The 22,005-nt window shown below is 31.1% G+C and carries 18 protein-coding genes; 14 read left to right on the top strand and 4 right to left on the bottom strand.

Annotated features, from left to right (window positions below; genetic code table 11):
- Positions 1-5 precede the first annotated feature (5 nt).
- The 3 genes from dnaK (at position 6) to mtaB (ending at position 4,349) form a co-directional block, all read left to right on the top strand.
- On the top strand, positions 6-1,823 hold the full coding sequence (gene dnaK, locus ABXG81_RS04250) for a molecular chaperone DnaK (RefSeq protein ID WP_353529208.1): 1,818 nt from the start codon (positions 6-8) through the stop codon (positions 1,821-1,823).
- A gap of 109 nt (positions 1,824-1,932) precedes the next feature.
- A complete protein-coding gene (gene dnaJ / locus ABXG81_RS04255) occupies positions 1,933-3,042 on the top strand; it encodes a molecular chaperone DnaJ (protein ID WP_353529209.1) in 1,110 nt (369 codons plus the stop codon).
- Entirely contained in the window at positions 3,042-4,349 is a 1,308-nt protein-coding gene (gene mtaB, locus ABXG81_RS04260) for a tRNA (N(6)-L-threonylcarbamoyladenosine(37)-C(2))-methylthiotransferase MtaB (RefSeq protein ID WP_209813715.1), read from the top strand. The genes dnaJ and mtaB overlap by 1 nt, the downstream gene beginning before the upstream one ends.
- 275 nt (positions 4,350-4,624) lie before the next feature.
- On the opposite strand, the gene ABXG81_RS04265 is transcribed toward mtaB, so the two are convergent.
- Positions 4,625-4,924, bottom strand: a complete 300-nt coding sequence (locus ABXG81_RS04265; protein ID WP_316122225.1) for an NAD(P)H-binding protein — start codon at positions 4,922-4,924, stop codon at positions 4,625-4,627.
- Positions 4,925-5,113: 189 nt separating this feature from the next.
- On the opposite strand from ABXG81_RS04265, the gene ABXG81_RS04270 reads away from it, so the two are divergent.
- From ABXG81_RS04270 to ABXG81_RS04280, 3 genes are all read left to right on the top strand, one after another.
- Positions 5,114-5,449, top strand: a complete 336-nt coding sequence (locus ABXG81_RS04270) for a histidine triad nucleotide-binding protein (protein ID WP_117521085.1) — start codon at positions 5,114-5,116, stop codon at positions 5,447-5,449.
- Positions 5,450-5,502: 53 nt separating this feature from the next.
- Positions 5,503-5,685: a 30S ribosomal protein S21 gene (gene rpsU, locus ABXG81_RS04275; protein WP_117521087.1), complete on the top strand. Its 183-nt coding sequence runs from the start codon at positions 5,503-5,505 to the stop codon at positions 5,683-5,685.
- 78 nt (positions 5,686-5,763) lie between these two features.
- Positions 5,764-6,756: an NAD(P)-dependent oxidoreductase gene (locus ABXG81_RS04280; RefSeq protein ID WP_117521089.1), complete on the top strand. Its 993-nt coding sequence runs from the start codon at positions 5,764-5,766 to the stop codon at positions 6,754-6,756.
- A gap of 25 nt (positions 6,757-6,781) precedes the next feature.
- Here ABXG81_RS04280 and rsmI read toward each other — a convergent pair whose 3' ends face one another.
- Positions 6,782-7,606, bottom strand: a complete 825-nt coding sequence (rsmI, locus tag ABXG81_RS04285; protein WP_117521091.1) for a 16S rRNA (cytidine(1402)-2'-O)-methyltransferase — start codon at positions 7,604-7,606, stop codon at positions 6,782-6,784.
- Between the two features lie 10 nt (positions 7,607-7,616).
- Complete coding sequence (locus tag ABXG81_RS04290) at positions 7,617-8,321, bottom strand: methyltransferase (RefSeq protein WP_288222949.1); 705 nt, start codon at positions 8,319-8,321, stop codon at positions 7,617-7,619.
- A 276-nt stretch (positions 8,322-8,597) separates the two neighbouring features.
- Here ABXG81_RS04290 and purF point away from each other — a divergent pair, with 276 nt between their 5' ends.
- From purF to ABXG81_RS04330, 8 genes are read left to right on the top strand one after another with little or no spacing between them, the layout of a single operon-like run.
- Positions 8,598-9,941 (top strand): amidophosphoribosyltransferase, encoded by a 1,344-nt coding sequence (gene purF, locus ABXG81_RS04295; protein WP_353529210.1) that lies wholly within the window; start codon positions 8,598-8,600, stop codon positions 9,939-9,941.
- A complete protein-coding gene (locus ABXG81_RS04300; protein ID WP_209813721.1) occupies positions 9,938-10,492 on the top strand; it encodes a phosphoribosylglycinamide formyltransferase in 555 nt (184 codons plus the stop codon). The genes purF and ABXG81_RS04300 overlap by 4 nt, the downstream gene beginning before the upstream one ends.
- Positions 10,480-11,985 carry a bifunctional phosphoribosylaminoimidazolecarboxamide formyltransferase/IMP cyclohydrolase gene (gene purH, locus ABXG81_RS04305; RefSeq protein WP_316122227.1) on the top strand — a complete coding sequence of 502 codons (1,506 nt, stop codon included), beginning with the start codon at positions 10,480-10,482 and terminating at the stop codon, positions 11,983-11,985. The genes ABXG81_RS04300 and purH overlap by 13 nt, the downstream gene beginning before the upstream one ends.
- A gap of 11 nt (positions 11,986-11,996) precedes the next feature.
- Positions 11,997-16,892, top strand: a complete 4,896-nt coding sequence (locus ABXG81_RS04310) for a phosphoribosylformylglycinamidine synthase (protein ID WP_353529211.1) — start codon at positions 11,997-11,999, stop codon at positions 16,890-16,892.
- Positions 16,889-18,340, top strand: coding sequence for an IMP dehydrogenase (guaB, locus tag ABXG81_RS04315; RefSeq protein ID WP_117521103.1), 1,452 nt, complete (start codon positions 16,889-16,891; stop codon positions 18,338-18,340). Before ABXG81_RS04310 ends, guaB begins: the two co-directional genes overlap by 4 nt.
- A gap of 9 nt (positions 18,341-18,349) precedes the next feature.
- Entirely contained in the window at positions 18,350-18,826 is a 477-nt protein-coding gene (purE, locus tag ABXG81_RS04320; protein WP_353529212.1) for a 5-(carboxyamino)imidazole ribonucleotide mutase, read from the top strand.
- On the top strand, positions 18,826-19,845 hold the full coding sequence (gene purM, locus ABXG81_RS04325; protein WP_117521107.1) for a phosphoribosylformylglycinamidine cyclo-ligase: 1,020 nt from the start codon (positions 18,826-18,828) through the stop codon (positions 19,843-19,845). Before purE ends, purM begins: the two co-directional genes overlap by 1 nt.
- A 10-nt stretch (positions 19,846-19,855) precedes the next feature.
- A complete protein-coding gene (locus ABXG81_RS04330) occupies positions 19,856-20,536 on the top strand; it encodes a phosphoribosylaminoimidazolesuccinocarboxamide synthase (RefSeq protein WP_117521109.1) in 681 nt (226 codons plus the stop codon).
- A gap of 42 nt (positions 20,537-20,578) precedes the next feature.
- Here ABXG81_RS04330 and ABXG81_RS04335 read toward each other — a convergent pair whose 3' ends face one another.
- Positions 20,579-22,003 carry an aldehyde dehydrogenase family protein gene (locus ABXG81_RS04335; protein WP_316116585.1) on the bottom strand — a complete coding sequence of 475 codons (1,425 nt, stop codon included), beginning with the start codon at positions 22,001-22,003 and terminating at the stop codon, positions 20,579-20,581.
- Between the last annotated feature and the right edge of the window lie 2 nt (positions 22,004-22,005).

Below are 22,005 nucleotides of genomic sequence, written 5' to 3' on the forward strand. Positions count from 1 at the left end.
TTAGTATGGCAAAAATTATAGGAATTGACTTAGGTACAACAAACTCAGCAGTAGCTGTTATGGAAGGTGGAAGTCCAGTTATAATTCCAAACAGCGAAGGTAATAGAACTACACCATCAGTTGTGGCATTTTCTAAAGATGGGGAAAGACTTGTAGGTGAAACTGCAAAAAGACAAGCAATTACAAATCCAGATAGAACAATTTCTTCTATTAAAAGAGAAATGGGTTCTGATTATAAAACAGCAGAAATTGATGGTAAAAAATATTCTCCAGAAGAAATTTCTGCAATGATTTTACAAAAACTAAAATCAGATGCTGAAAAATATCTTAACGATACAGTAACAAACGCAGTAATTACAGTACCAGCTTACTTTACAGATGCTCAAAGACAAGCTACAAAAGATGCTGGAAAGATTGCAGGACTTAATGTAGATAGAATTATCAACGAGCCAACAGCAGCTTCACTTGCTTATGGGCTAGATAAAGAAAGTGACCAATCTAAGATTATGGTTTATGACCTTGGTGGAGGTACATTTGATGTTTCCATCCTAGAAGTTGGTGATGGAGTATTTGAAGTACTTTCAACACGTGGTAACAATAGACTTGGTGGGGATGACTTTGATAATAAACTTGTAGATTATTTAGCAAATGAATTTAAAAAAGAAAACGGTGTAGATCTTACAAAAGATTTAACAGCTATGCAAAGATTAAAGGATGCTGCTGAAAAAGCTAAAAAAGAACTATCATCAACTACTACAAGTAATGTAAACTTACCATTTATTACAGCTGTAGATGGTCAACCAGTTCACTTAGATATAACAGTCTCAAAAGCTAAATTTGATGAATTGACAAAAGATTTAGTAGATGAAACTAAAAAACCAGTACAAGATGCATTATCAGATGCAGGTCTTTCTGCGGGTGATATTGATAAAGTATTATTAGTAGGTGGATCTACAAGAATTCCTGCAGTTCAAGACTTAGTTAAAAACTTAATAGGTAAAGAACCACAAAGAGATATAAACCCTGATGAATCAGTAGCGCTAGGTGCAGCAATTCAAGGCGGTGTACTAACAGGTGAAGTAAAAGACCTATTACTTCTAGATGTTACACCTTTATCATTAGGTATCGAAACACTAGGTGGAGTTGCAACAAAACTTATAGAAAGAAATACTACAATTCCAACAAAGAAATCACAAGTATTTACAACTGCAGCAGATGGACAAACAGAAGTAGATATCCATGTTGTACAAGGTGAACGTGAAATGGCCGCAGATAATACAACACTTGGACGTTTCCAACTTACAGGAATCCCAGCAGCAAGACGTGGAGTTCCACAAATTGAAGTTACATTTGATATAGATGCCAATGGTATTGTAAATGTAACAGCAAAAGATCAAGGCTCTGGAAAAGAACAAAAAATCACAATAACTTCATCATCCAATCTAAGCGAAGATGAAATTAATAAGAAAGTAAAAGAAGCAGAACAATTTGCTGAAGAAGATAAAAAGAAAAAAGAAGATATTGATGCAAAAAATAATGCAGAAAGTCTAGTATATCAAGCTCGCAAAACTCTTGATGAAGCAAATATAGAAGGTGCTGAAAGAGATGAAATCGAAGCAGAAATTAAAAAACTAGAAGATGCAATTGCAACAAATGATGCAGAACAAATCAAATCCCAAACAGAGGCGCTACAAGAGAAAATTTACTCAATGAGTGAAAAGATGTATCAAGCTAGTGCAGGTGCCGAAGGTAGTCAAGCAGAAGGCTCAGAGGATGATGTAGTTGATGCAGACTATGAAGTTATAGATGACGATGAAGAATAATATTTGATTTATAATAGCAAAGAAATTTAATCGGAGTATAATAAATTAAATAAAATTAAAAAGCTATTTCAATGTGAAATAGCTTTTTTTAAGTGTAAATGGAGGAAAAATGCAAGATCCATATGAAGTACTAGGCGTATCTAAAGACGCCACAGATGCAGAAATTAAAAGAGAGTATAGAAAACTTGCTAAAAAATATCATCCTGACCTAAATCCAGGTGATCAAGAAGCAGAGCAAAAATTTAAAGAAGCTACTTTAAGTTATGAAATTTTATCGGATAAAGAAAAAAGAGCTCAATATGATAGATATGGCGAGGCTGCTTTTGAAAACGGTGGAGCAGGCTATAGTGATTTTTCTAACGGATTTGGAGATATATTTGGAGATATATTCTCTGACTTATTTAGCGGTGGAGCTAGTCAGTCTAATCGTCCCAGAAAAGGAAGTGATATTCAGCAAGTTATTAAACTTAGTTTTGCAGAAGCTGCTTTTGGTGTAAGTAAAGAGATACAAGTAAGAAGAGAAGTAGAATGTGAAACTTGTAGTGGAACAGGTGCAAAAGATAAAAGTTCTATCCATACATGTGAAACTTGTGGAGGAAGAGGTGTTGTTAATGAAGTAAGCCAAACACCTTTAGGAAGAATTAGTAGGACTGTTACCTGTAGAGAATGTAATGGTAGCGGTGAGATTATAGATGATCCATGTAAAGTTTGCCATGGTGAGGGAACTATATATAAGTCCGAGCGTATTAAAATTGATATTCCTTCAGGTGTAGAATCTAATAATGTAATTAGGATTTCAAATAAGGGTAATGTAGGTGAAAATGGAGGTCCAAATGGTGACCTTTATGTAATAATGGAAGTTGAAGATCATGAAATATTTAGACGTAATGGATTAGATATTTATTATGATATGCCTATATCATTTACAACTGCTGCTCTTGGAGGAGAAATAGAAATTCCAACTTTAAAGGAAACCAGAAAATTTGATATACCAGAAGGAACTCAAACAGGTACTAAGTTTAAACTAAAAAAAGAAGGAATTACTGACGGAAGAACAAAAAGAACAGGTGATCTTTATTTCTATGTAAAAGTTGTAACTCCTACTAAATTAAATAAAGAACAAAAGGATGCTTTAGAAACTTATGCAAATACTCTAGGGGAAGAAGTTTCTAATCATCAAAAAGGGTTCTTATCTAAACTCAAGGACTTCTTTGAATAATGGCTAGTACGTTTAATATAATAACTCTAGGATGTAAAGTAAATCAGTATGAATCAGAAGCAGTTGAAGAGCTATTTTTAGAAAAGGGATATCAAAGACAGGCAAGAAATGCTGATATTTATGTTATAAACACATGTACTGTTACAAATATGAGTGATAGAAAAAGTAGGCAAATGATATCCAGAGCTCGTCGTGACAACCCAGATGCAGTGATTGCTGTTATGGGTTGCTATTCTCAAGTGAAACCAGAAGAAGTGGCTGAAATTAATGGTGTTGATATAGTACTTGGATCTAGAAATAAGGAAAGTGTAGTGGAGCTTTGTGAGGATATTTTACAAAACAAAAATGTAAGAGATAAGATCATAGCTCCAAGTGAGACAAAAAGCTTTGAAGAGTTACAGATTTCAAATCAAACAGAAATGACAAGGGCGTACCTTAAAATTCAAGATGGTTGTAATATGTATTGCTCATACTGCCTTATTCCCTATGCTAGGGGCAACATAGTAAGTCGTGGTATTGGAGATATAGTAGAGGAAACTAAAAGACTAGCAGCAAATGGATTTAAGGAGATAGTACTTACTGGCATACATGTATCAAGCTTTGGAAAAGATTTTGATGAAGATATAAGCTTAATAGATGCTATTGAAGCAGTTGCAAAAGTTGATGGCATAGAAAGAATAAGGCTATCATCTATGGAGCCTCGTCATATTAGCCGCAATTTCTTAGAAAGAATGAAAGCTACAGGTAAGGCTTGCGACCACTTCCATTTATCATTACAATCAGGATCAGATGATATACTTAAGGCTATGAATAGAAAGTATGATACAGTTATCTTTAAACAAAAAGTAAATTTGATAAGAGAAGTTTTCCCAAATGCTGGTATTACAACTGATATCATAGTAGGTTTTCCTGGCGAAACAGAAGAAAATCATAAGCAAACTATGTCTTTTGTCGAAGAAATCAAATTTTCTAAAACACATTTATTTAAATTCTCACCTCGTGAAGGTACTAGGGCTGCTAAGATGGGTGATCAAATAAATGGTAATATCAAAAGAGAAAGACTACACGATTTAGAAAAGGTAGAAGAGAAAAATAGAATAGAGTTTTTAGAAAAGCAACTAGATCAAATTCTATCAGTACTTATAGAATCAAAATCTGATTTTAAAGGATATAGTGGAGGATATTCTACTAATTATTTAAAGGTAAATGTTAAAGAGAATATTCCAGCTAATACTATAGTAGATATAAAAGTTACTGGTACTTTGGATGAAGAATTAGTTGGGAATATAATAAAAATATATAATTAAATTATATTTAATATGATATTTTAGTTAAGCTAGTAATTACCTTGTGTAGGGAGGCTTAGTATAGTCGTAAGAGAAATATAGTATTTTTTATATTAACTCAAAAGAACGAATTTGAATATGAATCTAAACTTCAATAGATTCTTGGCCTGGTTTATAGTTTAATGTAGATTTGTGGATGATTGTATAGGTCAATCCAGATTTATTTTTTAGGTATAAATTTGCATAGTTCTTAGCGATAGTGTAGGTTTTAATAGAATAATCTGGATTATCTACTGCTACTTTTGAATAATTCCAAGTAGTACCATATAGTAATGTTTAACTCCTATCTTTTTAGCAGCAATCATAGATTTAATAGCTCCGTTTAGATCTACATTTATTGTAGTTTCAGAATAATATTTTCCAGCTGTTCCTATTGAAAATAAGACTTTATCATAGTCCTTATAGTCTTTAGCCGTATCATCTGTAGAGTCATTAGCAACATCTATCAGCTTAGCATCTATATTACTATCTTTAAGGTTGCTTAGTTTTTTTTCATCTATTACGCTTGCTGTAAAGTCTGCCTTATTTTTTATCAAGTATCTTAGTAATTTTACTAGCTACGCCACTATTTGCTCCTAATAATAAAAATTTCATGATCCTTTCTTTTTTCTTATCTTATATGCTTACCAATTATAAAAAAGTTTATTAAAAAACGTTCATTTCTCAATATTTTTATTGACTGAGTTTTTTTTATGTGGTATTATATATAGCAATGGGGGTGAAGTATGGATTGTGTATTTTGTAAGATTGTAGATGGAGATATACCATCTGACACAATTTACGAAGATGATCAAATAATTGCATTCAAAGATTTAGATCCACAAGCACCTATCCATTTTCTTGTTATACCAAAAAAGCACATAACAAGTTTAGCTACGCTCGAAGATAGTGACAGTGCTCTTATAGCTCATATTATGAAGTCTATAAAAAGACTTGCAGAAGAAAAAGGACTAGAATCTTACAGAGTTGTTACTAATATCGGCGAAGACGGGGGACAAAGTGTTCCTCACTTGCATTTTCATGTATTAGGCGGCAGATCATTTAACTGGCCACCAGGCTGATTTGCTTACTAGAATCTGAAAAAATTTTGTGTTATACGAGAGGGGGGATAGAGATGACAGAAATCAGAGTTGGAGAAAATGAATCAATCGATAGTGCAATTAAAAGATTTAAAAGACAATGCGCAAGATCCGGTGTACTTTCTGAATACAGAAAAAGAGAACACTACGAAAAACCAAGCGTTGTAAGAAAAAAGAAAAATGACGCTGCTAAAAGAAAAAACAGAAAAAACAAATAATTTATGTTTAAAGAACCTTAGGGTTCTTTTTTATTTTGTTAAAAGGGGTAACTATATTATTATAATAAGGAGGTTTACATGAAATTTATTTATTATAAACCCTTTCCTCAAGCCATTGAATATATTAAAGAATGGGAGAAAGATAATAATATAGAAGTAGAAGTATCTAGTAATAAGTTTGACTATAAAGAAATTGAAAAATTATCAGCTTATGATGGCTTAGTTCTTACTACTATAAAAGAGTTAGAAGAAGATATGTATCAGAAGATAGCTGATCAAGATATAAAGCAAATTGCTTTAACATCTGTTGGATTTGATAAAATTGATTTAGATAAAGCAAATGAATCGGGTCTTGTAATTACTAATACTCCAGATTATTCTCCAGAATCTATAGCAGAATTCACTATAATGTCTATATTAAAACTATTAAAAAATGATAATAAAATTAGTAGAAATATAGAAAATAAAAATTTTAGATTTACAGATGAAATTTTAGGAGAAAGTATAAGAGATAAGACTGTAGGTATTTATGGCTTAGGTACTATTGGATTTTTGGTTGCTCAAAGTTTAAAAGCTATGGGAGCTAAGGTAATATCATATACTCCACATCCTAAAGGATATGCAAGAAATACAGTGGAATTTGTAGATGATTTTAATGAACTTTTAGAAAAATCAGATATTATCACTATCCATTCTGCTCTAGTAGACGAAAATTATCATCAATTTGATAAGAAAGCATTTTCAAAAATGAAAAATGGATCTTATTTAGTAAATATTGCTAGAGGCGGTCTAGTAAATACTAAAGATTTATTAGACGCAGTTGATAGTAGGAAGATAAAGTCAGTAGCTCTGGATGTTTATGAAAATGAAACAGGTATATTTACTCATAAAAATCCATCATATGATGATGATATTTTTGATAGATTATTATCAAATCCGAATATAATTATTACTAATCATATAGCATTTTTTACAAAAACTGCTATAAAAAATCAAGTTTATTTATCTTTAGATTCTGTAAAAGAAGTCTTAGAAACTGGAGATAGTAAGAATAGAATAAATAAAAATTAGGAGATAGATATTTATATTCTATTTCCTAATTTTTTTGTAAGCTTATAATATAATTATAAATTTCATTTTTTGAAAAACTACTTTTATCTTTGATAATCTTACTAATATCTTTGGTTTTTTTGCCTTCTTCTAACAACAATTTTATTTCATCTTTATAATCCTCTAAGGATTCATTATTTGTAATAACCTTACCTGAAAGTATCAATACAAATTCACCTTTAAGAGTGATATCAGCAATATTTATTTTATTAATATCATATAGCAGATATTCTTCAAATTTTTTAGTGAGTTCTCTTGCTATACATAGCTTTCTTTCAGGGAAAATTTCTTTAAAATCGCTTATAGTATTTTCTAAATTATGGGGTGTGTCAAAAATTATAGATGTATTTTCTTCTATTTCTAGCTTATTATAAAGATCTTTTTTATCAGAATTTTTTTTAGGTATAAAACCATAATAAGAAAATTTATTATTATCAAGACCTGAACCTACAAGGGCAGTAATAAGTGAGCTTGCCCCTGGCAAAATTGTATAAGATATTTCCTCTTCTATACATTTTTTTATTAATATGTGACCTGGATCGGAAATGCCTGGCATACCTTGATCTGTTATAATTCCATAAGTTTTTCCAGTCTTGACATTTTCTATAATATCTTTTCCCTTGGACATTTCATTAAATTTGTGATAGCTAGTAAGAGGCTTATCTATATCGTAATAATCTAGTAATTTTTTACTTTCTCTAGTATCTTCACAGGCTATAATATCTACTTTTTTTAAGATATTTATGGCACGAATTGTTATATCTTCAAGGTTTCCAATTGGTGTTGGTATAAAATAAATTGAATAATCCATCATAACTCCTCTAATTAATTATCCCATTTATTTTTTTAACTTCATGGCTATAGGAGCCATTTTCATAAATTATAAGAGGATCTTCTATTTTTAAACCATCTTTAGCATTTTTAACAAATTCTATAAGAATAAATTGAGGTTTTTTATCAAATGTAGATGAGGCAAATCTTATTCTCTTAGGTTTTAAATTATTTGATTTAGTAAGAATATCTATCATTCTTTCAGGCTTATGAATCATAAATAATTTTCCTTTGTCTTTTAAAGTTTTATTTGCAAAATTAAAAATATTTTCTAATGTTAAATATTTTTCTTGCCTGGATATTAAAAATTCTTCACTTTTGTTTCCTATATTATCATTTATTTTATAATATGGAGGATTAGTTATGATGTAATCTATATTATTAACTCCTAAGTTTACTGTATTTAGGTCCTCGTTTATTACTTCTATATTTTTAATCTTATTTAAATCTAAATTTTTAATTAGTAAATCTGCTTTCTCTTTTTGAATCTCTATGGCATATATTTTTTGAGGATTGTAGTAGGCACTAGCTCCAAGGCTTAAAATACCTGATCCACTCCCAATATCTACTAGCTTTTTATCTCTTTTCATTTTGGCAAAATCTAGTAGAAGAATTGAGTCTATGCCAAAGCTATAAGATTTATTTTTATGTATCATTTTTATATTTGTTTTTGGTATGTAATCTAACTTATCCATAAAAATATTATAACATAGGCTTGAAATATTTATAAAAATCTTTATAATAATATATTATAAATTATTTTTAGGGATTGAAGGAGGGGTAATATGGAACTTATTTTTAATATTAAAGATGTATTCATCTGTCCATTACACGCAATCCTTGCCTTTATCAAAAAATTAAAATTTCCAAATAAATACGTTTGCCATGACATAAAAGAGAGCCCTGTCTAGGGTTCTCTTTTTTTAGTGTCACTAGTTTAATTTGATAAAGCAAGGAGGGTAATAAAAGTTATGAGCGGAGTTGTAGGTATTAAATCTGATGAAGATGTCTCACAAAAACTCTATTATTCTTTAAGTACTATCCAGCATAGGGGTCAAGATTCCGCTGGAGTAATTTTTTCAGACGGGAATAGCTTAAATAGAATAAAGGGAATGGGATTAGTAAATGATGTATTGAGTGATTATCAAACTGTGGATAATAATTCCAAAATCGGGATAGGACATGTTAGATCTTCTAGTGAAGGATGTAACATGGATTATAATATAGAACCATTAGTTAGCTTCTCAAAAAATAATGAGTTTTCTATAGCACATGACGGTAATTTGGTTAATTATAATCTTTTAAAAGACAAGAATGAGAGAAAAGGAGTTGCTTTTCATACTCATACAGATAGCGAATTGATTTTACTTTTGATAACTAGATATTATGAGAATGATATAGTTAGTGCTATTAGAAAAACTATGGATGTTATAAAAGGAGCATATTCCTGCATTCTTTGTATGCCAGATAAGATAGTTGCCTTTAGAGATTATTATGGTTTTAGGCCTTTAATGATAGGAAGTAATGACGATACTGCAATTGTGGCTAGCGAAAATCCTGCTATAGAGATATTAGATATTGATAATTATAGGGATATCGAAGCAGGAGAAATAGTAGTTATAGATAATAATGGTATTAAGTCTTATCCATCAAAAAAGAATATAGAACAAAAACATTGTATATTTGAATCAATTTATACTGCTAGACCAGATGCTAACATAGGAAATGTCAATTCTTATATGTTTAGAAGAGCTTGTGGTGAAGTTTTATATAGGCAATCACCTATAGATGCAGATCTAATTTGTCCTGTCCCTGATTCGGGTACACCTTCTGCTATAGGTTTTGCACAAGAAGCTGGTATACCTTTTGCAGCAGGTTTAGTTAAAAATAGATATATGGGTCGAACTTTTATAAAGCCTAGTCAAAAAGAAAGAGATCTAGCTGTAAAGCTAAAATTAAATCCACAAAAATCCGTTATAGATGGCAAGAGGATAGTTTTAGTAGATGATTCAATAGTTAGAGGTACTACTAGTGCTAAGCTAATTAAAAGAATGAGAAAGGCTGGAGCCAAGGAAGTACATTTTAGAGTTAGCTCACCTGCTTTCAAGTATCCTTGTCATTATGGTATAGATACACCAGATAAAGATAAGCTTATAGCTTCAAAATTAAGTATAGAAGAAATAAGAAAGCAAATTGGAGCAGATAGCTTAGAATTTATCAGTCTTAAAAATATGATGCAATTAGTTGATAAGCCAAGTAGTTATTGTCAAGCTTGTTTTACTGGTAATTATCCTATAGATGAGGAAGATTTATGAATTTAGCGGTATTTATATCTGGCACAGGAACCAATCTAAAAGCTCTAATAGATGCTCAAAATACTAAATATTTTACAAGTCAAATTAATATAGTTGTATCAAATAAAAATGCTAAAGGATTAGAATACGCAAGATCTAATAATATAAGGTGTCTGATAAGTAAAGATGATGATGAAATAATTGATACATTAAAAAAATATGATATTGATCTAATAGTGCTTGCAGGATATTTAGTAAAAGTTAGTAAAAAGATATTAGATGAATTTACAGTTATAAATATCCATCCGTCACTATTGCCTAAATATGGAGGCAAGGGATTTTATGGGATGAATGTTCATAATGCAGTATTTGATAATAAGGAAAAGATAAGTGGAGTCACAGTTCATTATGTAAATGAAAATCTCGATGATGGAGATATAATACTACAAAAAAAAGTAGATATAAGTAAATGCACGAGTGCTGAAGAAATCAGTAAAGAAGTTTTAAAAGCAGAACATAAAACGCTAAGGGAAGTAATAAGAAAGTTGGAGGAAGAAGAGTGCGCGCATTAATATCAGTTACAGATAAGACAGGTATAGAGGAATTAGCTAAAGGACTTAAAGATTTAGGAGTAGAAATTGTATCTACTGGTGGTACATATAAAAAGATTAATGACGCAGGAATAGAAGCTATTGAAATAGATCAAATAACAAATTTTCCTGAAATTTTAGAAGGTAGAGTAAAGACACTTTCTCCATACGTTCACGGTGGTATTCTTTATAAGAGAGATGATGAAAATCATGTAAATACAGTAAAAGAACATAATATAAAACCAATTGATATAGTCGTTGTAAATCTTTATGAATTCCAAAAAGCTTTAGAAAAAGGTAATCCAGATAATATTATAGAAAATATAGATATTGGCGGTCCTTCTATGGTAAGATCTGCAGCTAAGAATCATAAAGATGTCCTAATAGTAACAGATCCAGCTGATTATGATGAGCTTTTGGAAAGACTTAAAAATGATGAAATAGATCTTTTATATAGACAAAAATTAGCTATGAAAGCTTATAATCTTACAGCTTTTTATGATTCTATTATCGCTAGATATTTTTCAAAATTAATAGGCGAAGAGGGCAAGTATAAAACTTATGGTTTTGAAAAAGAAAGTGATCTAAGATACGGAGAAAATCCAGGACAAGAAGCAGCACTTTACAATGATCCATTTGTAAAAGGCCTTATGGAAAATATAGAAGTAATCCATGGTAAGGAAATGAGTTATAACAACTATAACGATCTAAATCCAGCTTTAGAATTAGCTCAAGAATTAGGAGAAAAAGCAGTTGTAGCTCTAAAACACCAATCTCCATGTGGTGTAGCTGTTGGATCTGATATATACGATTCATACACTAAGGCTTTTGAATGTGATAGCCAATCAATATTTGGTGGTATTGTTGCAGTAAACGGTATTGTTGATGGAAAAACAGCTAGCAAAATGCATGAAATTTTCTTAGAGATAATTGCGGCTAGTGACTTTACTGATGAAGCTTTAGAGATATTAACACAAAAGAAAAATGTAAGACTCGTAAGAGTTAACTTTGACAATGAGACAGTTAAAGAAGAAATTAGATACCTAAATGGGAAAGTGCTAATCCAAGGTAAAGATTTTGGTAAAGATGAAGTTGAAATTGTAACAAATAAAAAGCCAAATGAGGCAGAAATTAAAGACTTATTATTTGCTCAGAAAGTTGTAAAATATGTAAAATCCAATGCTGTTGTAGTTGCAAAAGATATGAAAACACTAGGTTGTGGTGCAGGACAACAATCAAGAGTATGGGCGCTTGAGTCTATAAGAGACCACTTTAAGGATAGAGATTTTACTGGAGCTGTATTAGGATCAGATGCCTTTTTCCCATTTTCAGATACTGTAGAACTTGCTCATGAGATGGGAATAAGTTCAATAATAGAGCCAGGCGGATCTATAAGGGATAAAGATTCTATTGATAAATGTAATGAATATAATATGAGCATGGTATTTAGCAAGTCTCGTCATTTTAAACATTAAGGAGAGTATTAGTGAATATATTAATTATTGGTTCAGGAGGTCGTGAGCACGCTCTGGGTAAGAAAATTGCAAGTAAAAATAGAAAAATTTATTTTGCTCCAGGAAATGGAGGTACTTCTTCAACAGGGGAAAATGTTGATATTCAAGTAGATGAAATAGAAGAATTAGTAGATTTTGCAAAAAATAATAGTATAGACTTTACAATAGTAGGACCAGAGTTGCCTTTGTGTGAAGGCATAGTAGATGAATTTGAAAAAAATAATCTTAAGATATTTGGTGTAAATAAAAGCGCATCAAGATTTGAATCAAGTAAGGGTTTCACAAAAGAATTTTTAAATAAATATGATATAAATACAGCTTCTTATCTAAAGACAGATGATAAAAGTGAGGCAATTAATTTTGCAAAAGATCTTTTAGAAAAAAATAATAAAGTTGTTTTAAAAAGGGATGGTCTAGCAGCAGGTAAGGGCGTATATATTATTGAAAATAATGAGGAACTTGTTAAATTTATAGATGATATTTTTGCCAAAGATAAAGATATAGTTATAGAAGAATATATTGACGGCTTTGAAATGAGCCTTCTTTGTCTAACAGACTCAAAAACTATAATTCCACTACCAACTAGTAAAGACCATAAAAAAATATATGATAAAGAGTTAGGTCCAAACACAGGGGGTATGGGAACCTATGCTCCAAATATAGAAGCGGAAGCCTATAAAGAAAAAATTAGTGAAGATATATTGCCAAAAATACTAAAAGGATTTAACCAAGAAAATATAGATTATAGAGGTGTTTTGTTTATAGGATTTATGATAAATGAAACAGGTATCTATGTTTTAGAATTTAATGTAAGATTTGGAGACCCAGAGACACAAGTTGTTTTAGAACTTATAGACAATGACCTATTAGAATTATTAATGTCAACTTCAGAAAAAAATCTTAAAGATATTGATCTTAAAATAAACGATAAAAAGGCAGTTTGCTTGGTATTAGCATCTGAGGGATATCCAAAAAGTTATGAAACTAATAAAGAAATAAGCATTGATAGTGGGATTAATTCAATTATTTATCATGCAGGTACTAAAGAAGAGAATGGAAAATTATTAACTTCTGCCGGTAGAGTGTTAAATATAGTTTCTACGTCTTATAATTTTGATGAAGCTATTAGCCAAGTTTATCAAGATGTTGATAGAATAAATTTTGATAATAAATACTATAGAACGGATATAGGTCCATCAGTAAAAAGGGTTTATGTAAAACGCAAAGATCAATTTGATTTTGCGTCACATAATCTTAAAACTAAGATAAAAAACACATTAGATATAGACATAGAAGATATCAAAATATATAACAGATATGATATTGAAACTAGTGATGATAATCTTAAAAAGATTTTATATACAGTTTTATCAGAAGCTCCAGTAGATGAAGTATATGCTTTTGATGATGCTATTAATTTACAAGAATCTTTTAAGAAAACTATTGTAAGTCAATACTTGCCAGGGCAATTTAATCCTAGAGAAAAAGGAGTTATTGATACATCTCTTCTAATAATAGAAGATAATGAATTAGCGGTTAAAGCCTCTACCGTTTATGAATTATCGGGTGTTAAAGATTGTGATATAGAAAAGATAGAAGATTTTTTAATAAATCCAGTAGATTCCCAACAAGTTAACCTAATAGGAATTCCGACTACCTTAAAAGTCAAAAATAATAAAAATTTAGAAAATATTACTTTTTATAACTTTAGAGAATATAAAGATGAACAATTAAGAGAATTTTTAGAAGAAAATTCTATGGCAATGAGCCTAGATGATATCAAATTGGTAAGGGATTACTTCAAGAAAGAAAATCGCGATCCTAATGAAACTGAGATAAAAATTTTGGATACTTATTGGTCAGACCACTGTAGGCATACAACATTTAATACATTCTTAGATATAGAATTTGATACAGCAACTCTTTTAGATGAGGCTATAAGGGATTCATTTGAAAAATACTTACAGATGAGAAGAGTTTTAGATATTAAAAAGCCAATAAATTTGATGAGTTTTGGTACAATTCTTTCTAAGTATATGAGAAAAAATGATAACTTTGATGATCTGGAAGTATCTAGTGAGATTAATGCCTGCTCCATTTATACAAAAGTTAGGGTTCTTAAAGATGGAAAAGAATCTCTAGAAGACTATTTACTTATGTTTAAAAATGAAACTCATAATCACCCTACAGAGATAGAACCTTTCGGAGGTGCATCAACTTGCTTAGGTGGAGCAATCAGAGATCCACTTTCTGGAAGAGCCTATGTATATCAAGCTATGAGATTATCAGGGGCAGCTAATATAAAAGAAGATTATAAAGATACTTTAAAAGGAAAACTTGCTCAATCCAAAATTACCAATGAGGCTGCTCATGGATATTCTTCTTATGGTAATCAAATAGGGCTTGCTACAGGTCTTATAGATGAGTTTTATCATGAAGGATATAAGGCTAAGAGAATGGAGTGTGGAGCGGTTATAGCTGCTGCACCTGCAGAAAATGTAAAAAGACTCGATCCTAAAGAAGGTGATATCGTAATACTTCTTGGAGGAAAGACGGGTAGAGATGGTATAGGAGGAGCAACAGGATCATCAAAATCCCACAAAGTAACTTCTATACAAACAGAATCAGCTCAAGTTCAAAAAGGTAATGCACCAGAAGAACGTAAGATCCAAAGATTATTTAGAAATCCAGAAGCTGCTAAGCTTATAAAAAAATGTAACGACTTCGGTGCTGGAGGAGTTGCAGTTGCAATAGGAGAGCTTGCTGATGGTATTGTTATTCATTTAGATAAAGTCCCATTAAAATATCAAGGGCTTAAACCATTTGAAATTGCAATTTCAGAGTCTCAAGAAAGAATGGCAGTTGTAATAGATAAAGATGATAAAGATTTATTTATGAAGTATGCCAAAGAAGAAAACTTAGAAGCTACAGAAGTGGCTGAGGTAACTAGTGACAATACAATGAGCATGTACTATGAGAATGAAGTCATTGCTAAGCTTTCCTATGACTTTATAAATACTAATGGTGCAGATAGATATGAAGACGTGGATGTGGTAAGTGAAACTGTGCCAGAACTTCTTACAGTAAAAGATGATGATCCAAATAAATTCTATGAAAAAGTATCTAGCCTTGATATAGCATCAAAAAGAAATCTAATAGAAATGTTTGATTCATCTGTTGGTAGAAATACTGTTTTAAATCCATTAGGAGGGCATAAACTACTAAACCCAGCACAAGTAATGTCAGCAAGAATACCAGTAGAAGAAGGGGTTTCAAAAACAGCTTCACTAATGAGCTATGGTTTTGATCCAACTTTATCTAGTGGCAGTCAATACTTAGGTGGATATTACGCAGTAATAGAATCTATATCTAAACTAGTTGCTATAGGTTCAGACTTAGATCAAATAAGATTATCTTTCCAAGAATTCTATGAAAAGATGGATAATAGTAAAGCTTGGTCAAAGCCATTAAAATCTTTAATAGGAGCCTTTGAAGTGACAAATCATTTTAGTATGCCACCTATAGGCGGTAAGGATAGTATGAGCGGTACTTTTGAAGATATTAAAGTTCCACCTACATTAATATCTTTTGCAGTAACTACTGAAGATGTTGAAAACATAATTACTAATGACTTAAAAGGTGAAGGTAAGCTTGGTATTATAAAAGCTGATTATAAGAAAGATGGAACTATAGATCTAGATAAGCTAGAAGAAAATTATAAAAATCTTATAGGAGATATTAGAGAAGGTAATATAATTTCAGCTATTGCTCTTGATAGAAAAGGACTATTAGCAAATATATACGAACAAGCTATTGGAAATACTGGATTTACTTTAGAATATGATAACTTATATAATCCGATGTATGGTTCATTTGTCGTTGAATATAAAAATGATCGTGATTACATTGAAAGTATAGGTAATTTTAGCGAAGACATTATAGTTAATGTGGAAAAATTAGAAGAAGATAGACTATATGAGTCATACATCCATAGCTTAGATGAAATTTTCCCAGGATATGAAGAAATTAAATATCAAGAATTAAAAAACAATAAAATTACTAGAAAATTGAAATCAAAGAAAATAGTAGATAAACCAAGAGCATTAATATTAGCAGCACCTGGAACTAATTGTGAATGGGACACTCAAGAAGCTTTTAAAAAAGCTGGAGCTGAAACAAATATATTGGTATTTAAAAATCAAAATGAAGAAGATATTAATGAGTCTATAGATCTTTTAGAAGACGAACTTAGAAAATCTCAAATATTTGTTATACCTGGAGGATTTTCTTTAGGAGATGAACCAGATGGATCAGCTAAATTCTTAGCAAATATCCTTCGTAATGAGAAAATTTCTAAAGCAATTGATTATTTATTAGATGAAAATGACGGATTAATATTAGGTATATGTAATGGATTCCAAGCTCTAGTAAAAACAGGACTATTACCATATGGGAAAGTTCTTATACCAGAAGATGAAGATCCTACACTTACGAACAATACTAGCTCACGTCATATAGCTACTTTTGTAAATACAAAAACTTTAACAAATAATAGTCCATGGACAGCTGGAGTTGACTTAGATCAAACTTATAGAATACCTATTTCTCATGGTGAAGGAAGATTTATTGTTAGTGAAGAAAAATTAAAAGAACTTTTAGAAAATGACCAAGTATTTTCAGTATATGAGTCATCACCAAATGGATCAAACTATAATATAGAAGGTATTCTTTCAAAAGATGGCAAAATTTTAGGAAGAATGGGACATGCTGAAAGAATAGATGATGACTTATTTAAAAATGTTTATGATGTAAAAAGAGAAAATATATTTGAAAACGCAGTTAATTATTTTAGAAAGGAAAATATATGAAATTTTTAGGAGAAGGATTAACATTTGATGATGTTTTACTAGTACCAGGACCATCTGAAGTATTACCAAATGAAGTAGAAACAACAACCTACTTAACAAAAAAAATTAAATTAAATATACCAATGATGTCAGCAGGTATGGATACAGTTACAGAATCACAAATGGCTATAGCCATGGCGAGACAAGGTGGTATAGGTATTATCCATAAAAATATGTCTATAGAAGAGCAAGCTAGACAAGTTGATGTAGTTAAAAGATCTGAACATGGAGTTATTACAGATCCTTTTTATCTTCATCCAGATAATCTATTGCAAGATGCTCTAGATATAATGAAAAACTATAGAATATCTGGTGTGCCTATAGTCGATAAGGATATGTATCTAAAAGGTATTCTAACTAATAGAGATGTAAGATTCCAAGACGATCTAAATGTTGAAATTGATGGTATCATGACCAGTGAAAATCTTGTAGTAGGTTATGAAGGAATCAAGATGGATGAAGCTATAAAACTTATGGAATCTGCTAAAATAGAAAAGCTTCCTATAGTAGATGATGACTATAAATTAAAAGGACTTATAACAATAAAAGATATAGAGAAGTCCAAGCAATATCCAAATTCAGCTAGAGATGAAAATAATAGACTTTTAGTTGGAGCAGCCGTAGGTATTACTAATGATATGTTTGAAAGAGTAGATGCTTTAGTAAAAGCTAATGTAGATGTAATCACTGTAGACACTGCTCATGGTCATTCTAAAAATGTATTAAAATCTATTAAAGAAATTAAAGAAAAATATCCTGATTTACAAGTTATAGCTGGAAATATTGCTACAGCCGAAGCAACAAGAGATTTAATAAAAGCTGGAGCTGATGCAGTAAAAGTTGGTATAGGTCCAGGTTCAATTTGTACAACTCGTGTAGTAACTGGTATAGGAGTACCACAAATAACAGCTATAATAGATTGTGTCAATGAAGCTAGAAAATATGATATACCTGTAATAGCTGATGGTGGTATTAAGTATTCTGGAGATATTACAAAAGCTCTCGCTTGTGGGGCATCTGTTATAATGGCTGGATCTTTATTTGCTGGGACTGAAGAATCTCCTGGAGAAACAATTCTATTTGAAGGTAGACAATATAAGGAATATCGTGGAATGGGTTCACTATCTGCAATGAAAGATGGATCAGGAGATAGATATTTCCAAACAAATACTAAAAAATATGTCCCAGAAGGTGTAGAAGGCAGAGTAGATTACAAAGGGCCAGTTGGAGAAGTAGTTTACCAACTACTTGGTGGACTAAAATCTGGTATGGGTTATGTAGGAAGTAAAGATTTAAATGAACTTTATGAAAAAGCTAAATTTATTAGAATCTCACCAGCTTCATTAATAGAAAATCACCCACATGATATTACAATTACTAGAGAATCACCAAACTACACAAAAAGATAGGAGGATAAAATGACAGATGTTAGAGTTATAATGGGTTCAGCTTCAGATATAGAAGTTGCAAAGAAAGTTACTAAAATATTAAAAAAATTTGATATTGACTATGAGGTGTCAGTAATATCTGCACACCGTGCCTTAAATGTTTTGGAAGATACAATGGGAAAAGATGATACAAAAGTTTATATAGGAATAGCAGGTATGGCAGCTCACTTAGCTGGAGTTATGGCAGGTATGACAATAAAACCTGTTATAGGTTTACCAGTTGGTGGAAGTAATACATCAGGTCTAGATGCTTTGTTATCAATGGTTCAAATGCCAAAGGGTGTACCAGTAGCGACTGTTGCTTTAAATGGTGGCGACAATGCTGCTTTATTAGCAATTCAAATTTTAGCTTTATCAGATGAAAACTTATCACAAAAATTAAATGATTACAAAAAAGAAATGTTAGATAAAGTTATTGAAGATGATAAAAATCTTGAGGAAATATAATGGCAAAACTCACATATAAGGATGCTGGCGTAGATAAAGATAAGGGATACAAGGAAGTAGAGCTTATAAAGCAAATAGTGAAAAAAACACATGGTAAAGAAGTGCTTGCAAATATAGGTGGATTTGCAGGTGCTTTTGCACCAGATTTATCTGGGATAGAAAAGCCAGTATTAATTAGTGGTACTGATGGGGTTGGCACAAAAATAAAACTTGCTATGCAAATGAATAAGCACGATACAGTAGGAATAGATTGTGTTGCTATGTGTGTAAATGATATTATTTGTCAAGGTGCAAGACCTTTATTTTTCTTAGACTATATAGCAACAGGTAAACTTAATCCAGAAAAAATGGCAGATTTAGTTAGGGGCGTTTCTGAAGGTTGTTTACAATCAGAGGCTGCACTAATAGGTGGAGAGACTGCTGAAATGCCTGGTATATATAGTGAAGATGACTATGATCTTGCAGGATTTGCGGTAGGTTTAGCTGATAAAGATAAAATAATTACAGGAGAAAAATTGAAAGAAGGTGATATAGCAATTGGTTTATATTCTTCTGGTCTCCATAGTAATGGTTTTTCTTTAGTAAGAGCTAGTATAGATCAAGCTAATATATCATTAAGTGATAGTTTTGATGATAAAAAAACTATAGGAGAAAAGCTATTAACACCTACAAAAATATATGCCAAAGAAATTAAGAATCTTACAGAAAAATTTGATATAAAAGCTATTGCCAATATAACAGGCGGTGGACTTTATGAAAATGTGCCTAGAGTTTTAAAAGATGATTTGTCAGTAGAATTTGACCTAAGTAATTTTAAAATTGATCCGATATTTACTAAAATTCAACAATGGGGAAATATAGATATTGATGAAATGTATCATACTTTTAACATGGGAATAGGTATGGTAGTGTTTGTAGATCCTACAGATGAAAAAGAAGTTTTAGAAGTCTTAGGAAAAGAAGCAAAAACAATAGGAAAAGTTATTAAAGGTAACAAGGAAATTAGCATTAAATATTAAGGAGATAATAATGGAAAAAGTATATACAGGAAAAACTAAAGACGTTTATAAATTAAATGATGAAGAATATTTATTGAAGTTTAAAGATGATGTAACTGGAAATGATGGTGTATTTGATCCAGGCGCAAATAGTGTTGGCCTTACTATGGAAGGGGCTGGTCATCAAGCAGTAGCTATGACTAAATTCTTTTATGAAAAGCTAAATGATAAGGGACTTACAACTCACTTTGTATCAGCTGATTTAGATAAAAACGAAGCAGTTGTAAAAAAAGCAGAAGTATTCGGCGAAGGCGTAGAAGTTATAGTTAGATACTATGCAGTAGGATCTTTTATTAGAAGATATGGAAAGTATATAGAAAATGGTACAAAAATTGATCCATATGTAGAAATTACATTAAAAGATGATGATAGAGAAGATCCACTTATAACTAAAGATGCCCTAGTTCTTCTAAATATTATGACAGAAGAAGAATATGAAGAACTAAAAGATTTAGCATTAAATATTGGAGAAATAGTTAGAGAAGAGTTAGCTAAAAAAGATCTTGACTTATACGATATCAAATTTGAATTTGGTAGATTAGCAGATGGCAAGGTAGCTCTAATAGATGAAATTTCAGGTGGAAATATGAGAGCATACAAAGGTGATCAATACATTGAACCACTTGAACTTGAAAAAATAATGCTAGGTTAGTATAAAAAAATGGCTCCCAATTGGGAGCCATTCTTATTTGAATTAATCTTTATATATAGCTTTTGTTTGGTAATATTCTAGCAAACCAAATATACCGCCTTCACGTCCTAGTCCGGATTGTTTATAACCACCAAATGGTAAATTAGAGCCATGACCACTAGTGTTTACATAGCATTCACCAGCATCTATTTCCTTTGCAATTTCTAAAGCCTCTTTTTCTTCACCAAATACTGCTGATGATAGACCATAATCTACTGCATTTGCTACATTTATAGCTTCTGATTTATCTTTTACTTTTATAATTGATAGAACTGGTCCAAATATTTCTTCATCGTGTATAGTCATACCAGCTTTAACATTTGTAAAAATCACAGGTTTTACATAATAACCCTTCTTTTCTTTTTTAGGAACTTCACCACAAATTAGCTCTGCTCCTTCATCAATACCTTTTTTAATATATGAGCATACTTTTTCAAATTGTTTTTTACTTGAAAGAGGTCCTACTACAGTTGACTCATCTTTTGGATCACCCATTGGATAATTTTTATATTGTTCTATAAACTCTTCAACAACTTCATCGTAAATATCTTCAGTTACTATAGCTCTGGATAAACATGAACAAGTTTGTCCAACATTTCTATAAACTGTATCTAATACTTGTTTTACACCAGTCTCTATATTAGCGCCCTTCATAAATATAGCAGGGGATTTACCGCCTAATTCTAATACTACACTTTTTGCAGTTTCCATTGCGGCAGCGCCAGCTTGGGCTCCACCTGTTAGAGATCCAGTGTAGGAAACCATAGCCACCTTTGGATGTCTATTTAGTATATCTCCAACATCTGATCCCTTACCTGTTATTATATTAAATACTCCTTTTGGAAATCCAGCTTCATCTATAGCCTTGGTAAATAGGTAAGCTGTAAGTGGGGTAATAGTTGCTGGTTTTTGGACAACTGTGCATCCAGATAGTAGGGCAGGTATAACTTTTTGAACGATTTGTCCTAATGGATAGTTCCACGGAGTAATAGAAGCTACAACTCCAAGAGGTTCTCTTAGTACGAATCCACCTTCCATAGGAATTTCTAGGTCTATATTTTTAACTTGTTCAATATAGGTGTCTATTCTATTTATTTGACTACCAACTTGGGAGCCATGGCCTATATGACTAGGTATACCAAGCTCTTCTAATATTACTTCATCAAAATCATCAGAATGTTCTTTTATCCATTCGTTTAATTTTTTTACATATTCTATTCTTTCATCAAGATTTGTATTTGACCAAGCAGGGAATGCATCATAAGCTGCGTCTATAGCTTTATTAATATCTTCTTCATTAGCACTAGGAATCTTACCTATCACTTCTTCTGTAGCAGGATTTTCTACATCTATATATTCACCACTATCGCTATTAATGTATTTACCGTTTATATAAAACTTATCACTTTTTAGTTCATTTAAATTCATAA

Origin of the sequence: Anaerococcus nagyae (assembly GCF_040364225.1) — a bacterium.
GTDB classification, from domain to species: Bacteria; Bacillota; Clostridia; order Tissierellales; family Peptoniphilaceae; genus Anaerococcus; species Anaerococcus nagyae.

What these genes read in the sequence shown, in the direction of transcription:
- purF (WP_353529210.1), top strand. Translation starts at nt 8,598, where the DNA reads ATGAGCGGAGTTGTAGGTATTAAATCTGATGAAGATGTCTCACAAAAA.
- rpsU (WP_117521087.1), top strand. Translation starts at nt 5,503, where the DNA reads ATGACAGAAATCAGAGTTGGAGAAAATGAATCAATCGATAGTGCAATT.
- dnaK (WP_353529208.1), top strand. Translation starts at nt 6, where the DNA reads ATGGCAAAAATTATAGGAATTGACTTAGGTACAACAAACTCAGCAGTA.
- ABXG81_RS04280 (WP_117521089.1), top strand. Translation starts at nt 5,764, where the DNA reads ATGAAATTTATTTATTATAAACCCTTTCCTCAAGCCATTGAATATATT.
- mtaB (WP_209813715.1), top strand. Translation starts at nt 3,042, where the DNA reads ATGGCTAGTACGTTTAATATAATAACTCTAGGATGTAAAGTAAATCAG.
- guaB (WP_117521103.1), top strand. Translation starts at nt 16,889, where the DNA reads ATGAAATTTTTAGGAGAAGGATTAACATTTGATGATGTTTTACTAGTA.
- rsmI (WP_117521091.1), bottom strand. Translation starts at nt 7,606, where the DNA reads ATGGATTATTCAATTTATTTTATACCAACACCAATTGGAAACCTTGAA.
- ABXG81_RS04270 (WP_117521085.1), top strand. Translation starts at nt 5,114, where the DNA reads ATGGATTGTGTATTTTGTAAGATTGTAGATGGAGATATACCATCTGAC.
- purE (WP_353529212.1), top strand. Translation starts at nt 18,350, where the DNA reads ATGACAGATGTTAGAGTTATAATGGGTTCAGCTTCAGATATAGAAGTT.
- ABXG81_RS04290 (WP_288222949.1), bottom strand. Translation starts at nt 8,321, where the DNA reads ATGGATAAGTTAGATTACATACCAAAAACAAATATAAAAATGATACAT.
- ABXG81_RS04335 (WP_316116585.1), bottom strand. Translation starts at nt 22,003, where the DNA reads ATGAATTTAAATGAACTAAAAAGTGATAAGTTTTATATAAACGGTAAA.
- dnaJ (WP_353529209.1), top strand. Translation starts at nt 1,933, where the DNA reads ATGCAAGATCCATATGAAGTACTAGGCGTATCTAAAGACGCCACAGAT.
- ABXG81_RS04330 (WP_117521109.1), top strand. Translation starts at nt 19,856, where the DNA reads ATGGAAAAAGTATATACAGGAAAAACTAAAGACGTTTATAAATTAAAT.
- ABXG81_RS04300 (WP_209813721.1), top strand. Translation starts at nt 9,938, where the DNA reads ATGAATTTAGCGGTATTTATATCTGGCACAGGAACCAATCTAAAAGCT.
- purM (WP_117521107.1), top strand. Translation starts at nt 18,826, where the DNA reads ATGGCAAAACTCACATATAAGGATGCTGGCGTAGATAAAGATAAGGGA.